The organism is Runella sp. R5_40 (assembly GCF_057652295.1).
The window spans coordinates 1-14,651 of sequence record NZ_JBYFCH010000029.1 but is presented as its reverse complement, the minus strand read 5'-3'; the positions used below and the strand labels follow the sequence as shown (position 1 = coordinate 14,651).

The window sequence follows — 14,651 nt, the reverse complement described above, 5'->3', positions numbered from 1 at the left end:
TTTTTAACACATGAAAAAACAGCTCTACCTAGCTGCGTTGCTGTGGCTTGTTGTACTAACAACATGGGCACAAAGCCGCCTCACTGGCCGCGTTACTGACTCAAATGATGGGAATCCACTACCCGGCGTTAGTGTACTCATCAAAGGAACCAACACAGGTGTTACCACCGACGGCGAAGGCCGCTTCACACTCACCCCTCCATCTGCTGGCGCAACACTTGTGGTATCCTACATTGGATACAATACGCAAGAAATTGCGATTGGAAACCGTACGACAATTGATGTGGCTTTGGCCGTCGATGTAAAGTCGCTTTCGGAAGTGGTTGTAACGGGCTACGCTTCTCAGCGTAAAAAAGACATTACGGGAGCCGTAACTGTGGTAAGTGCCAAAGAACTTACGGCAACCCCTGCGGCCAGCGTCACTCAAATGCTTCAAGGTCGTGCATCAGGGGTAGTAGTCGGAAACGATAACTCACCTGGTGGTGGTACCATGGTGCGTATTCGCGGGTTTGGTTCAATTAACAACAACAGCCCACTTTACGTAATCGATGGTGTTCCTACCCAAGGTACGTTGAACCAATTGAACCCCAACGACATCGAGTCGATGCAGGTGTTGAAAGATGCTTCAGCGGCTTCTATTTACGGAGCGCGTGCCGCCAACGGGGTTGTGATTATCACGACCAAAAAAGGCAAAGTGGGCGAACCAAGCATTACTTTTGACTTCTACAGCGGTACGCAACGCCCAGGCAAAATGCTGAAGCTATTGAACACCCAAGAGCTTGGACAGTATTTGTACGAGTCTGAGTTGGGAGCGGGAAAAAACCCTTCGGCAGCATCGCCTTCGGCACAGTACAAATTTGGCCCTAACGGTGAGCAAACGATTGCAGATTACATCTACCCTAACGTATTTGGGGCGCTGCCTTCCAACTATACCTATACCAACGACATCGCTGACCCTAACTTAGGTAAGACGGCTTTCAACATTACGAAAGCCAACAAAGAAGGGACTGACTGGCAAGATGTGATTTTTGACCCTGCTCCTATCGCCAACTTCCAAATAGGAGCTACGGGTGGTATGAAGTCAGGTAAATACGCCATTTCGGCCAACTACTTCAAACAAGACGGTATCTTACGCTATACCAAGTACGACAGATACTCTGTCCGTGCCAACACGGAGTTTACCAAAGGAAAACTTACCATCGGAGAAAACTTTACGTTCTCTTACGACGAAAGACAAGGGATTACGAACAACGACGAGTCAAACCCGATTATGTTTGCCATTCGTGTTCACCCGATTATCCCTGTGTTTGACATCACTGGCGGCCCTGCCGAATTGGGTGGAACCAACACCTCTCCTTACAATGGTTTTGCGGGAAGTAGAGGTAGTAACCTCGGGAATGCCCCTAACCCATTGGCACGTTTGTACCGTGAAAAAGACAACATTACCAAAGGGTCGCACGTATTCGGAAACGTATTTGCAGAGTTAGACATCCTTCCTGGATTGAAAGCACGCACAAGCCTTGGTTTGGAATATAACCAATACAACCGCTCAGAGTACTTCCACCGCGACATTGAAGCTGCCGAAGCACGTAACGCCAACAGTTTGAACGTGATTAATCAATTCGACCGTTCGTTGACGTGGTTTAACACCTTGAACTACAGCAAAACAATAGGCGTCCACAATTTCAACGTACTTGTAGGTACAGAAGCTGTTAAAACGTATGCGTTTGGTTTCCAAGCCAGTCGAAGTGCTTTTGCTTTCGATGATTTGGATTACCGCTACCTTGATGCAGGTTCGGCCTCAGGTTTGAGCAACGCAGGTGGTGGCGCAACGCTCAGTGCCTTGTTCTCACAGTTTGGAAAAATCAACTACGCATACAAAGACTTCATCCTTGCTGACTTCACCCTTCGCCGTGATGGTTCTTCACGTTTCTCAGCAGCCAACCGCTACGCCATCTTCCCTGCATTCTCGGTGGGTATGCGTATGACCGAGCTTGGTTTTATGAAAGAAGTGAAGTTTATCAACGACTTGAAATTACGGGCAGGTTGGGGTAAAACAGGAAACCAGTTAATTCCTAACGTTTACAACGCTTACACGCTTTACGCAGCAGACCCATCCAACAACGCCTACGACATCAACGGTACTGGAACGTCCATCGTTGGAGGTTTTGACCTTGTGCAGTTTGGTAACCCTCAAGGTAAATGGGAAACCAACACCTCTACAAACATCGGTATTGACGCGGTGTTGTTGAACAACAAAGTGGAATTGGTGGTGGACTGGTACAACCGTCTAACAAGCAACATGCTTACCCAGATTGCGATTCCACGTACGGCAGGTTCTGGTACTATCCCATACACCAACATTGGTTCGGTACAAAACCGTGGGATTGACCTTGGTATCAACTTCCGTGACAAAAAAGGAGACTTCCGCTACCAAGTGGGCATGAACTTTGGTCACTACAAAAACGAAGTGAAGAAATTGAACGACGACCCGAACGCTACGGTGTTTGGTTTCACGACGCGTCTTCCTGCCATTTCGGCAACGAAAGCTGGTTTGCCAATCGCTAGTTACTATGGTTATATCGTAGATGGTATCATCAAAGACGATGCAGAAGCAGCTGCTGCTCCTAAGTTTGGAACATACACCAGAGCAGGGGTATTCAAATTCCGTGACATTAACGGTGACGGCGTCATCACTGCCGCTGACCGTACCATCATGGGCAACCCTCACCCTAAATTTACGTATGGTCTCAACATCAATTTAGGTTACAAAAACTGGGATTTGACCATGTTTGGTCAAGGAGTTCAAGGCAACCAATTGTTCAACTACGTTCGTTACTGGACAGACTTCAACGTATTCCAAGGCAACCGCTCAAAAGAAATGTTGTACGACTCTTGGAGAAAACCAGGGGACGATGCGAAACTTCCTCGTTTGAACTCTGGGGATGCTACAAGCCAGCAAGTTTCTTCGTATTTCTTGGAAGACGGCTCATACTTGCGTTTGAAAAACATCCAGTTGACTTATACTTTACCTAGCACTTTGTTGAAAAAACTAGGAATGAGCTCTGCTCAGGTTTACATCCAAGGCCAGAACGTTTTTACACTTACAAAATACACTGGTCTTGACCCAGATATCAACTTGAGAAGATCAGGTAACGACAACCAAGACATCCACATGGGTATCGACGAAGGTGCGTACCCTGTTGCGAAGTCATATCTTGTAGGTTTACGCTTTGGTTTCTAATCTTAGTCAACAACAAGCAAAACATTTTTGAAACAACAATGAAAAAAGTAATCATACTAACGCTTTTGGTCGGCCTAAGCTTCTCTTGTTCTGAGAGCTTCTTTGACCTCAAACCCCAAGGACGTGCGTCTTTGGACCAATTATCTACTAAAAACGGTATCAATGCCCTTTTGATTGGCGCTTATTCATTGCTCGACGGGGTTGGTGCGGGTAACACAGGTCGTCAATCAACGATCTCGAACTACGTTTTCGGTGGTATCAGTAGCGACGACGCCGTAAAAGGCACTGATGCAGGTGACCAACCTGAGCAGTCGTTTATCGAACAATACAACTGGTTGTCAGACAATACTTACTTCTTAGGAAAATGGTGGCACTCGTACGACGGCGTTGCCCGTTGTAACGAAGTAATCCAAATCGTAGCCAACGTAAAAGACATGACCGATGCTGAAAAAACGCAGGCCATTGCAGAAGCTCGCTTTTTGAGAGGCCACTACCATTTTGAGGCAAAGAAAATGTGGAACAACGTACCGTTTATCGACGAAAAAGTCTATAACCGCGATGATCCAAACTCTACAAAGATTCCTAACGACAAAGACATTTGGCCAAACATCGAAGCTGATTTTGACTTTGCTGCCAAAAACCTTCCTGTAACACAGGCTCAAAAAGGAAGAGCTACCCAGTGGGCTGCCAAATCGTACTTAGCCAAAGCTTACATTTTCCAAAAGAAATGGGCAGCGGCAAAAACGTTGTTAGAAGATGTCGTGAAAAACTCAGGCAAGAAATTAGTAGCCAACTACCACGACAACTACCGTACCGTAACTAACAACAACTCGGAGTCTATCTTTGAAGTTCAGTTCTCAGTAAACGACGGTACAACGGGTAACAACGGTAACGCTGGTGACAACCTTAACTGGCCTTATTCGGCAACTGCCCCAGGTCGTGGCTGCTGCGGATTTTACCAACCTTCGCATAACCTCGTTAACGCGTTCAAAACAGAGGATGGTTTGCCAATGATTGGCGCCGCCGCTGACGGCACGCTCGATACATACAACAAAGTAGATTTACCTAGTGACCAAGGTATCGTCGCTGCAACTGCTTTTACCCTTGACAAAACCATCCCTGTTGACCCTCGTTTAGACTGGACAGTAGGCCGCCGTGGCGTAAACTTCCTTGACTGGGGGCCAATGCCAGGTTCTACTTGGATTCGTGACCAAGCGTATGCAGGGCCATTCACAGGTAAAAAATGGATGTACTACTTGGCCGAAGAAAACAGCACGACTCACTCAACTAGCCGCCGTAACGTAAACAACAACTATCGTCTTATCAAACTTTCGCACGTATTGTTGTGGTTGGCAGAATGTGAAGTAGAGCTTGGTAACTTAGCGGCAGCAGAAGGTTACGTAAACCAAATTCGTGTACGGGCAAAAACAGGTTCGGTACAAGACCCGACGGTTACTTACAAAGTGGAACCGTATCCAACAGGTACGTTTGCAGGCAAAGGCGCTGACTATGCACGTAACGCCGTTCGGATGGAACAACGCCTTGAGTTTGCGATGGAAGGCCACCGTTTCTTTGATTTGGTACGCTGGGGCATCGCCGAAAAAGTATTGAACAAATACGCTGCCGAAGAATCAGTACAAGGAACTGAACCTTCTGGCCGTAAGTTCAACAAGCGTTCGTACATGGCAGGAAAAGTTTTTGCTTCTAAAAACTTGTACTTCCCACTTCCACAAGACGAAATCTTGAACAGCCAAAAAGGAGGCCAGCCAACGTTAAAACAAAACCCAGGCTACTAGACTTTTTGCTACTATAAGTTCCAATCAACCTCCCGAAAGTTCAAAACTTTCGGGAGGTTTTTTATTTTTACCCAAACAAATCACTTGATAAATAGCGGTCGCCACGGTCGCACACAATAAAGACAATCACGCCTTCTTCGAGTTCATTGGCCAACTGAATCGCCGCATGAGCTGCTCCTCCGCTACTCATGCCCGAAAAAACACCTTCCACTTTTGCCAAATCGCGCGCCCGCTGCGTGGCATCGTCTTGCGAAACCTCAATTACCCTATCCACACGCGCTGGTTCAAAAATCTTTGGTAAATATTCCTGCGGCCACTTCCGAATCCCTGGAATGCTCGACCCATCGGTAGGTTGGCAGCCAACAATCTGCACGTCAGGGTTTTGTTCTTTCAAATAGCGCGACGTGCCCATAATTGTGCCCGTCGTCCCCATGGACGACACAAAATGCGTTACTTTTCCTTCGGTATCTCGCCAAATTTCGGGACCCGTACTTCGATAATGCGCAAGGTAGTTGTCAGGATTAGCAAACTGATTCAACATCAAATACCCACCTTCGGCCACTTTGGCATCGGCATAGTCTCTAGCCGACTCGATGGTGTCTGTCAATATCACTTTTGCCCCAAACGCCTCCATCGTAAGCACGCGCTCACGGGTAGAATTTTTGGGCATGGTTAGCTCAATTTCAATGTCGTACAAACGGGCAATCATCGCCAACGCGATGCCCGTATTCCCGCTTGTGGCTTCGATGAGTTTCATCCCTGGTTTGATTTCACCGCGCTCAACAGCTCCTTTTATCATACTATACGCGGCTCGGTCTTTGACACTTCCTCCTGGGTTATGACCTTCGAGTTTGGCCAAAAGAGTTACTTTGGGGTTTGGATTTATCATTTTCAACTCCACCAACGGAGTATTTCCTACAAAATCTAAAAGAGTGGGCATGACATCAATATTGGTTAATGTTTTAAAACTAAGCAGAATCTATCAGTTATCAGTTCCCTTTTCCTCGTAAAAATACAATTACCATTTTTCTCCACCGTAAAAGTAATTTATCTTTGATTTTGGTTTCGTTCAAAACCATTACATAATTTTCAGATTTACTACATGAGTGTCCTCAAAAAATTAGCTGGTGAAACCGCCCTGTACGGAGTGAGTAGCATTTTAGGCAGGGTAATTTACTGGTTTTTAGTTCCTCTTCATACCCACGTTTTTCTTCGCCCTGGTGAGCTTTCTTCCAATACCGAATTATACAGCTGGGTAGCGCTATTCAATGTTATTTTTACGTTTGGGATGGAAACGGCTTTTTTCCGTTTTGCCAACCGCAATCCCGAACGTCGTCAAGAATATTTTAATCAGGCACAGACCGCAATTACGGTCGTTAGCCTTATTTTTTCGGGCTTGCTTATTGTTATGGCACCCACGCTCAGTCGATTGCTCAATTACCCTGGGGAATCGTCTAACATCATTTTTCTTGCCCTCATTGTCGCCATTGATGCCATCGTGGCGATTCCCTTTGCTCGACTTCGGTTGGAGAAAAAAGCCAAGAAATTTGTGGCGGTCAAAATCATCAACATTGCCATCAACGTCCTTCTCAACGTCTTTTTCTTAGTACTTTGCCGTGACATTGCTTTGGGAAAGTATCTGACTTCGCTGCAACCAATTGGCGCATACTTGTACCGTCCTGAAATCGGCCCAGGGTATATTTTCATTGCCAACCTGATTGCCAATGCGTGTTTTTTGCTTTTACTTCGCGAGGCGTTTAAAGGTTTTCAGTTTACGTGGAAAGGGCCTGTTTTCAGCGAAATGTGGGTGTATGCCTACCCTATTTTAATTTTGGGTTTGGCAGGGACCGTCAACCAAATGGCCGACCGCTGGTTTTTACGCCACCTGCTCCCCGCAGGCTTTTATCCCAAACTCACCTCCGAAGACGCCCTGGGCATTTACGGCAGTTGTTATAAATTATCGGTCTTTATGTCGTTGGCGATTCAGTCGTTCAAGTACGCCGCCGACCCCTTCTTTTTCTCCAAAGCCGAAGACAAAAACGCTCCCGCGCTGTTGGCACTTGTCATGAAATGGTTTGTGATTGTGTGCGTCGTGCTTTGGGTCGGGGTTAGTTTAAACATTGATATTTTAGGGCATTTTATGCTTTCCAAAGCCTACCGCGTGGGACTGGAGGTTGTGCCCATTTTATTATTAGCCAACCTTTTCCTTGGCGTCTATTACAACTTGGCGTTTTGGTTTAAATTGACCGATAAAACCCACTTTGGCACGCTTATTACGTTCATTGGCGCTGCTTTGACCGTCGGGCTAAACGTATGGCTCATTCCTCAAATGGGCTACCTTGGCTGCGCTTACGCCTTTTTGGTGTCGAGCATTGCCATGTGTGTGGTCTGTTATTTGTTGGGAGAAAAATACTATTCCGTTCCCTACAATGTAGGGTCGGCACTGGGGTATATTTTCAGCGCAGGACTGTTGATCTATTTCTCCACCTTTGTAAAAATCTCCAGCTTCTGGGTATCGGTTCCGTACCATCTAGCGTTATGTGTGCTGTACGGATTGGGCATTTTGCTCGTTGAGCGAGAATCAATACCTTTGAAAATCCGTCGAAAAATACCGTTTTTGAGCTAAACCAATTTTGCCATGTTTTTTACCGCTTACGCAAGAAAAATCACTCAATTTGTTCTTCTTTTAGCCGTTACTAGCTTCCTTTCTTGCGATTCTAACGCTGTTTTCAAAGACCACGAAGACATCGACGATGGCATGTGGTTCGTCAAAAACGAGCCTTCGTTTACCTTCGAAATCACCGACATTTCGCAGCCTTACAACGTCTATTATTTGGTACGAAATAGCATTGGTTACCCGTATTACAACTTATTCGTAAAACGTTTTTTGTTGAATGACAAAAATAAAGTTGTCAACGAAGCCCTCAACGAATTGATTTTGATGGACGAACGTACGGGCAAACCCATGGGCGACGGGCTAGGCGATTTGTTTGACCATAAAATCGTGGCACTCAAAAACTACCGTTTCCCAAAAGCAGGAAAGTATTCCTTCAAAGTGCGTCAATACATGCGCCAAGACCCCCTGCCTGGCATCATGAGCATGGGCGTAAGTGTGGAGCCTGCGGTTGTCAAACAATAAAAAGGAAGCATCTTTCCTCTTGATATTTTGACTATTTTTGCGGCCAATCCTTACAAATTACGAACTAGGCATGGCCCGCACTGCAAAAAACGCAACCGAACCCGTTAAAGTCAAAGAAACACCCCTCAACCGTCAGTACAACCAAATAAAGTCGAAATACCCAGGCGCCATGCTCCTCTTTCGAGTAGGCGACTTTTACGAGACGTTTGGGGAAGATGCCGTACGCGCTAGTCGCATTTTGGGGATTGTCTTGACGCGCCGCAACAACGGCGGTTCGCAGGAAGAACTTGCGGGTTTCCCCCACCATTCGTTGGACAACTACCTGCCCAAGCTGGTTCGTGCGGGGGAACGGGTGGCCATTTGCGACCAGCTTGAAGACCCCGCCGTTGCCAAAGGAATCGTCCGAAGAGGTGTAACGGAATTGGTCACGCCAGGGGTTTCGTTCAACGACAACGTGTTGGACGTTCGGCGCAATAATTACCTCGCCTCGGTTCATTTTGGCAAAAACAACGTCTTCGGCATTGCCTTTTTGGACGTATCAACGGGTGAATTTTTGACCACCCAAGGCACCAAAGATTACATCGAAAAACTTCTCCAAAGCTTTGCACCTTCGGAGGTTTTGTACTGCAAAAAACACCGCCAAGAGTTTACCGAGTTTTTTGGCGACAAGTTTCATACCTTTTCGTTTGAGGACTGGGCTTACACCCACGATTTTGCCTACGAACTCCTCACCAAGCACTTCAATACGGCTTCCTTGAAAGGATTTGGAGTGGAAGCACTGACCGAAGGCATCGTAGCTGCTGGGGTGATTTTGAGGTACTTGGCTGATACTGAGCACCGCGAAATCCAGCACATTACGCGCCTTACCCGCCTCGACGAAGAAAAATACGTGTGGCTCGACCGCTTCACGATTCGCAACCTTGAGTTGGTCTATCCTCAGCAAGAAGGGGGCGTTCCACTCATTCAGATTCTTGACCAAACCGTGACCCCCATGGGAGCGCGTTTGCTCCGCAAATGGCTGGTGTTGCCTCTCAAAGACAAAGCGCCTATTGAAGAGCGCCTCCAAACCGTCGAGCATTTTCTCAAACACGAAGAAATGCTGGAAACGCTCACCCAGCACCTCAAACAAATTGGTGATTTAGAGCGCCTTATTTCTAAGGTAGCCGTTCGACGCATCAATCCAAGAGAGATGGTGCAGTTGAAAAAATCGCTGAGCCACATTGCTCCCGTCAAAGAGTTGTTGCAAGCAGCCTGGAACGAAAACGAAAACGCTCCTTCCGCATTGGGGCCACTTCGCAAATACGCCGACCAATTGAACGCTTGCGAGTTTTTGCTCGAAAAAATTGAAACCGAGCTCCGCGACGATCCTCCGACGTTGACCAACCAAGGAGGTATGATTAAAGCGGGTATTGATGCCGAGTTAGACCGTTTGCAAGAACTGGCCTTTTCTGGTAAAGATTATTTGATTCAAGTTCAAAACCGTGAGATTGAACGTACGGGAATTACGTCGCTAAAAATTGCGTACAACAAGGTCTTTGGGTATTACCTCGAAGTGACCAACTCCCACAAAAACCGCGTTCCGTCGGACTGGATTCGCAAACAAACCCTCGTCAACGCCGAGCGTTATATCACGCCCGAACTCAAAGAATACGAGGATAAAATTTTGAGTGCCGAAGAAAAACTGTTTGTCATAGAGCAGCGCATCTTCAACGATTTGGTCATGACAGCCAACGATTATGTGACTGCCGTTCAGCAAAACGCTCGGATTATTTCGGTGTTGGATGCGCTGTCGTCGTTTGCGGTGATTGCCAAGAAAAACAACTATTACAAACCCGTCATCAGCGACGATAAAGCGCTCAAAATCAAGGAAGGACGCCACCCCGTCATTGAGCAGCAGTTGCCGTTGGGCGAAAGCTACGTACCCAACGACTTATATTTGGACGACACCACCCAACAAATTATCATCATTACGGGGCCGAATATGGCAGGTAAATCCGCTTTGCTGCGTCAAACGGCCTTGATTGTGTTGATGGCACAAATGGGCAGTTTTGTCCCCGCCCTGGAAGCCGAAATTGGGTTGGTGGATAAGATTTTTACCCGTGTAGGCGCTTCCGACAACCTCAGTCGCGGCGAAAGTACCTTCATGGTCGAGATGACCGAAACCGCCAGTATCCTCAACAACCTGAGCGAGCGCAGTTTGGTACTTATGGACGAAATCGGGCGCGGAACGAGCACCTACGACGGGGTAAGTATTGCGTGGAGCATCGCCGAATTTTTACACAACCACCCGCGCCACCGCGCCAAAACGCTTTTTGCAACCCACTACCACGAGCTGAATCAGTTGGCGGAAGATTTTCCTCGCGTCAAAAACTTCAATGTGGCCGTGAAAGAGATGGGGAATAAAGTCATTTTCTTGCGCAAGCTCAAAGAAGGTGGCAGCGAGCACAGCTTCGGGATTCACGTGGCACAAATGGCAGGAATGCCGCAAGAAGTGGTACTGCGCGCCAACGATATTTTGCACAGCCTCGAAAAGAGCCACCGCAAGCAAGAAACCACCAAGGCTGTAAAGGAAATGCCAAAAGTGAACTACCAAATGACGCTTTTTGAACCCCAAGACCCTAAAATCGAAGAACTTAAATCGAAGCTCAAAACCCTCGACATCAACACCCTCTCCCCCATCGAAGCCCTGCTCAAACTCAATGAGTTACGGCGACTGGTGGAGTAAGGTTTATTCGATTTTGTATTATATTTGTCAAAATTGACATTAAAAGCCATGCTTATACTCGAAATTAACGATGCCTCACTAGAACAGAAAATCGTTGAAAAGGCGCGCAAGATTGGTAAGTCTGTACAAGAGATGCTCAAAGACATTGTGGTCGAAAAAATTCAAGAAGAAGTGAGTCTTGAAACACTTCCTTTTGAAGTACCTAAATTGGACTATCGACAGTACATAAAAATTATTGATGAACCTCTTGGTGATGAGGCTATTGACGATGCCCCTATTTTTAAGAACGATATTGACACCGTTGAGTTTGCCAAACAATTAAGAAAACAAGCATGGAAAAGGAAATCTTGATGCTTGATACTAATATTGTCGTAGATTACCTTCGCCAAAAGCCTCAAGTACTTACTTTTATTGAAACCTATGGCAAAACTAATTTTAGGATTAGCCAACAACACCGCCCCCACAGGACAATCGAAAAAAGCAGTACGCTCGGTGATACCCACAAAAAAGCCCAACTAACGCGGCTGGGCTGAAAACGGATAAAAAAGCTTCAAAATTTATTCCCTCTCTTGACTATGCAAGTTCCTCTACATAAAAAGTAAGAACGAAATAATTCGTCTCATTTTCGTTATATTTACTAAAAATAATATGACTATGAACGCCTTAAAAACACCTTTTACCAATCTTCCAATCGAATTGTTGAGGTTGTACGCCCATCAGGTAAGTGAAGAAGACTTAATCCAAATCAAAGACCTTATTGGGCAGTTTTTTTGCCAAGCGTTTGAGCAGCATAGCAGATGAAGCTTGGGAACGCAATGCTTGGACAGACCAAGATATGGATGCAATTTTGAACGACCCTAACCAATAAGCCATTGCATGAATATTGTATTGGATACCAATGTCTTATTAGTCTCGCTTCCTACTCACTCCAAATACTACCCCATTTATCAGGCACTGCTCAACAAAAGGTTTGATTTATTTGTGAGCAACGAAATCTTGACTGAATACGAGGAAATCTTTGCTCAAAAACTCGGTACTGCCCGTACAGACCTGAAACTTCAAAAACTTCTCAATCTCTCCAACGTACACTCAATTGAGCCTTTTTATAATTGGCAACTCATTGAGGCTGACCCGGATGCCCGTAGCGACGGACCGCAACAAGTTCTGTGACTGTGCTGTGACTTGTGGAGCAGATTATTTAGTTACCAACGACCGCCACTACGATATTTTGGCTCAAATTCCTTTTCCTCCCATTACTACCATCAAAGCCGAAGATTTTTTGAGGCTTATCACTCAGGCTATTCCCCCGCTCACATCCCTTTAATACCTTCTTCATTTTATAAAAACAGCCCAACCAACGCGGCTGGGCTGAAAGATATCTATTAATCAATACGCGGGGGCGGTGTTTGTGCGGTAGGCGTAGTGTTACACCCCTGAATCCTAACCTCAAAATTCTCGTTAGGCCCCGCTGAAAAACCTGTTGAAAGGGTGACAGATTGGCCTGCGTAATATTTGGTATTATTGGGAACATTGACCGTGCTTATAATTGTACCCGAAGCTGAGTAAGTGCCACTTGCGATACTACCCGTATGCGTGATGGTTGGCGGACAGGGATTCGAACCATTGACCGTTACTACAGCACTCCCACGCGTTGTACTCTCACAATCATTGACTGTACAACTAGCGTAATAAGTGGTTGTTGCAGAAAGTACAGGAGTAGTATAACTGCTGCCTGTACCCAAGGTATTGCCGCTCGTAGCAGCATCATACCACTTGACAGTGCCTGCACAATTACTGGCAGTAAGTGTAGCCGTTTGGCCATAATCAACGCTACTTGGTGCTTGAATGCTTAAATTTACAGATAGTGCAGTATTAAGTAATAATCCTGTGGTAGTTCCTATACACCCATTTTGATTAATAGTTGCTGTATAATTCCCTTTTTGACTTGTATACAGGAAGCTTGATGTCTCACCCGTAATCATTACACCATCACGTTTCCAAAGAATAGGACTGGTAAAAGAACTGGTTCCCCCTCTTATATCTAAGCGAACTGCTCGATTAGTACAGCTAAGGTTGTTATCACTGGTCGAAATATAAAGGATAGGCGCATTATTGGTAATGATAATGGTATTTGAAATAGCTGTACAATTACCATTGGTTACCAATAATGAATAATTGCCAGGAGTATATACATACATAGCTCCACTTGTTGCCCCTAAAATATTCAATCCATTTTTCTGCCATTGATAATTAAAAGTTCCTCCACTTAAATTACGATTGTCAATTTGTAGCAGAATAAAATCTCCAGTGCCACATAGATTTGTTTTGCTGTTAAAGGAAGATGGAACGTATATTTTCGGAGATAAAATTGTGCCAATAGAGATTTTTTCCTCATTTGATTCATTAGCGCAATTTCCTATGCCATTAACCATTTTATAGACTCCTGAAGAAATAGCAGTGTACGATGTACTACTAATATTGGAAATTGCTACACCATCTTTGTACCAAATACCGGATAAACTAATAAAAGTATCATCATTTTTACGCTGACTAATCATAACACTTCCACTACATAAATTAGTTATTTCCCCTGCTGTGATACTTGGCTTTTGAGCTTTATTAGAGTTTAAAATCGTAACTCCTCGACTTGTTGATACACAATTACCTTGTTTATACGTAACACTAAAAACTCCGCCCTCTAATGTGGTATATGTAGGATAAGTAGCCCCTATAATATCTATTCCGTCTTTTTTCCACTGATATTCATATTGATTTGGATTAAACGGATTGTTAGATGTTCCAAGAGTTTTTCCCTGAAATTTACCACATATTGTTGTATCACCCGTTCTTACAAATATGTCAGCGGATATTCCTGTACTAAATACTACTTTGGATTCATATGAATTCAGTACACAACCTCCGTCTTTGATATTAACTTTATATAGCCCAGTTTCAAAGGCGAAATACTCACTTTTGTTAGCCCCACCAATATCGTTTCCATTTTTCTGCCATTGATAAGTGGCGGTATTGCTATAATAAGCAGCTTCTATTTTTTGGGCAGTCCCCACACAGGCCACCATATCACTAAATTTTTTTAAAATCACGAATGGTGAAGATGAAACAATCAGTTGAATAGATGAAGCTGTGTGTTTACATCCTGCTTGTGTAATGATTACATCATAAATTCCACTTTGTGACGCAGACATACTCTGATTAACTGCCCCACTAATATCTACTCCATCTTTACGCCATTGATACTTAAGCCCTGAAGTAATACTATTATCTAATAAATCTTTAGCTAAAGCATTATATACCTTAGTGCTGCCAACGCAAAGGTAATCAGGAGAAAATAACAAATCTTCGTTTACATCCACTATTTGGCTTTTTGATATGTTACCAATACTCAAGTTAGGGCTAAGATTACTAAAATTTACTCCCAATGCCGATATTTGAATGGTGAAGTCGGAGTCATAGGAAATACCATTATTGAAATTGAGACTTAAATTGACAGGACTTGTAGTACTTTTAATTGATGTAATAATTGTACTACCACTTCGAAGAATAACAATAAAGGTAGTACCGTTGGGTAAATTACTTGTAAATGATACAGGAATGGAGCTTCCTACACAATAATTAGAATTCAAAAACGGCAGTAATGTAATAGTAGGCTTGAGGTGGTCCATTTTAGACGGACAGTTTACTTTGCAGGATTAATAATTCATTTTGGTTGTAAATTTGTTCAAATTT

13 protein-coding genes are annotated in these 14,651 nt (G+C 44.7%); 11 read left to right on the top strand and 2 right to left on the bottom strand.

Annotated elements, in window-relative coordinates; translation table 11 throughout:
• Positions 1-10: 10 nt before the first annotated feature.
• Both AC23N5_RS28470 and AC23N5_RS28465 read left to right on the top strand, forming a co-directional pair.
• Complete coding sequence (locus tag AC23N5_RS28470) at positions 11-3,244, top strand: SusC/RagA family TonB-linked outer membrane protein (RefSeq protein WP_183971954.1); 3,234 nt, start codon at positions 11-13, stop codon at positions 3,242-3,244.
• A gap of 38 nt (positions 3,245-3,282) precedes the next feature.
• Positions 3,283-5,040 carry a RagB/SusD family nutrient uptake outer membrane protein gene (locus AC23N5_RS28465; RefSeq protein ID WP_487758124.1) on the top strand — a complete coding sequence of 586 codons (1,758 nt, stop codon included), beginning with the start codon at positions 3,283-3,285 and terminating at the stop codon, positions 5,038-5,040.
• Between the two features lie 67 nt (positions 5,041-5,107).
• Here the strand turns inward: AC23N5_RS28465 and cysM are convergent, their stop codons facing one another.
• The gene (gene cysM, locus AC23N5_RS28460) at positions 5,108-5,980 is read right to left on the bottom strand and encodes a cysteine synthase CysM (RefSeq protein ID WP_183971956.1); all 873 of its coding nucleotides are present in this window, start codon (positions 5,978-5,980) and stop codon (positions 5,108-5,110) included.
• Between the two features lie 162 nt (positions 5,981-6,142).
• Between cysM and AC23N5_RS28455 the strand changes: the two genes are divergently transcribed.
• The 9 genes from AC23N5_RS28455 to AC23N5_RS28415 all read left to right on the top strand — a co-directional run bounded on the left by AC23N5_RS28455 (position 6,143) and on the right by AC23N5_RS28415 (position 12,228).
• The gene (locus tag AC23N5_RS28455) at positions 6,143-7,666 is read left to right on the top strand and encodes a lipopolysaccharide biosynthesis protein (protein WP_487758123.1); all 1,524 of its coding nucleotides are present in this window, start codon (positions 6,143-6,145) and stop codon (positions 7,664-7,666) included.
• Positions 7,667-7,678: 12 nt separating this feature from the next.
• Positions 7,679-8,179, top strand: coding sequence for a gliding motility lipoprotein GldH (locus AC23N5_RS28450; protein WP_183971958.1), 501 nt, complete (start codon positions 7,679-7,681; stop codon positions 8,177-8,179).
• A 70-nt stretch (positions 8,180-8,249) separates the two neighbouring features.
• The gene (gene mutS, locus AC23N5_RS28445; protein WP_487758122.1) at positions 8,250-10,904 is read left to right on the top strand and encodes a DNA mismatch repair protein MutS; all 2,655 of its coding nucleotides are present in this window, start codon (positions 8,250-8,252) and stop codon (positions 10,902-10,904) included.
• 48 nt (positions 10,905-10,952) lie between these two features.
• Complete coding sequence (locus AC23N5_RS28440) at positions 10,953-11,255, top strand: hypothetical protein (RefSeq protein ID WP_487758121.1); 303 nt, start codon at positions 10,953-10,955, stop codon at positions 11,253-11,255.
• Positions 11,237-11,437: a hypothetical protein gene (locus tag AC23N5_RS28435; protein WP_487758120.1), complete on the top strand. Its 201-nt coding sequence runs from the start codon at positions 11,237-11,239 to the stop codon at positions 11,435-11,437. The genes AC23N5_RS28440 and AC23N5_RS28435 overlap by 19 nt, the downstream gene beginning before the upstream one ends.
• A gap of 121 nt (positions 11,438-11,558) precedes the next feature.
• A complete protein-coding gene (locus tag AC23N5_RS28430; protein ID WP_487758119.1) occupies positions 11,559-11,705 on the top strand; it encodes a hypothetical protein in 147 nt (48 codons plus the stop codon).
• Entirely contained in the window at positions 11,662-11,772 is a 111-nt protein-coding gene (locus tag AC23N5_RS28425; RefSeq protein ID WP_487758118.1) for a hypothetical protein, read from the top strand. Before AC23N5_RS28430 ends, AC23N5_RS28425 begins: the two co-directional genes overlap by 44 nt.
• An 8-nt stretch (positions 11,773-11,780) precedes the next feature.
• Positions 11,781-12,074, top strand: a complete 294-nt coding sequence (locus AC23N5_RS28420; RefSeq protein WP_487758117.1) for a PIN domain-containing protein — start codon at positions 11,781-11,783, stop codon at positions 12,072-12,074.
• On the top strand, positions 12,040-12,228 hold the full coding sequence (locus AC23N5_RS28415; RefSeq protein ID WP_487758153.1) for a hypothetical protein: 189 nt from the start codon (positions 12,040-12,042) through the stop codon (positions 12,226-12,228). Before AC23N5_RS28420 ends, AC23N5_RS28415 begins: the two co-directional genes overlap by 35 nt.
• A 58-nt stretch (positions 12,229-12,286) precedes the next feature.
• Here AC23N5_RS28415 and AC23N5_RS28410 read toward each other — a convergent pair whose 3' ends face one another.
• Positions 12,287-14,587 carry an immunoglobulin domain-containing protein gene (locus tag AC23N5_RS28410; protein ID WP_487758116.1) on the bottom strand — a complete coding sequence of 767 codons (2,301 nt, stop codon included), beginning with the start codon at positions 14,585-14,587 and terminating at the stop codon, positions 12,287-12,289.
• Positions 14,588-14,651 lie beyond the last annotated feature (64 nt).

What these genes read in the sequence shown, in the direction of transcription:
- AC23N5_RS28470 (WP_183971954.1), top strand. Translation starts at nt 11, where the DNA reads ATGAAAAAACAGCTCTACCTAGCTGCGTTGCTGTGGCTTGTTGTACTA.
- AC23N5_RS28465 (WP_487758124.1), top strand. Translation starts at nt 3,283, where the DNA reads ATGAAAAAAGTAATCATACTAACGCTTTTGGTCGGCCTAAGCTTCTCT.
- cysM (WP_183971956.1), bottom strand. Translation starts at nt 5,980, where the DNA reads ATGCCCACTCTTTTAGATTTTGTAGGAAATACTCCGTTGGTGGAGTTG.
- AC23N5_RS28455 (WP_487758123.1), top strand. Translation starts at nt 6,143, where the DNA reads ATGAGTGTCCTCAAAAAATTAGCTGGTGAAACCGCCCTGTACGGAGTG.
- AC23N5_RS28450 (WP_183971958.1), top strand. Translation starts at nt 7,679, where the DNA reads ATGTTTTTTACCGCTTACGCAAGAAAAATCACTCAATTTGTTCTTCTT.
- mutS (WP_487758122.1), top strand. Translation starts at nt 8,250, where the DNA reads ATGGCCCGCACTGCAAAAAACGCAACCGAACCCGTTAAAGTCAAAGAA.
- AC23N5_RS28440 (WP_487758121.1), top strand. Translation starts at nt 10,953, where the DNA reads ATGCTTATACTCGAAATTAACGATGCCTCACTAGAACAGAAAATCGTT.
- AC23N5_RS28435 (WP_487758120.1), top strand. Translation starts at nt 11,237, where the DNA reads ATGGAAAAGGAAATCTTGATGCTTGATACTAATATTGTCGTAGATTAC.
- AC23N5_RS28430 (WP_487758119.1), top strand. Translation starts at nt 11,559, where the DNA reads ATGAACGCCTTAAAAACACCTTTTACCAATCTTCCAATCGAATTGTTG.
- AC23N5_RS28420 (WP_487758117.1), top strand. Translation starts at nt 11,781, where the DNA reads ATGAATATTGTATTGGATACCAATGTCTTATTAGTCTCGCTTCCTACT.
- AC23N5_RS28415 (WP_487758153.1), top strand. Translation starts at nt 12,040, where the DNA reads ATGCCCGTAGCGACGGACCGCAACAAGTTCTGTGACTGTGCTGTGACT.
- AC23N5_RS28410 (WP_487758116.1), bottom strand. Translation starts at nt 14,587, where the DNA reads ATGGACCACCTCAAGCCTACTATTACATTACTGCCGTTTTTGAATTCT.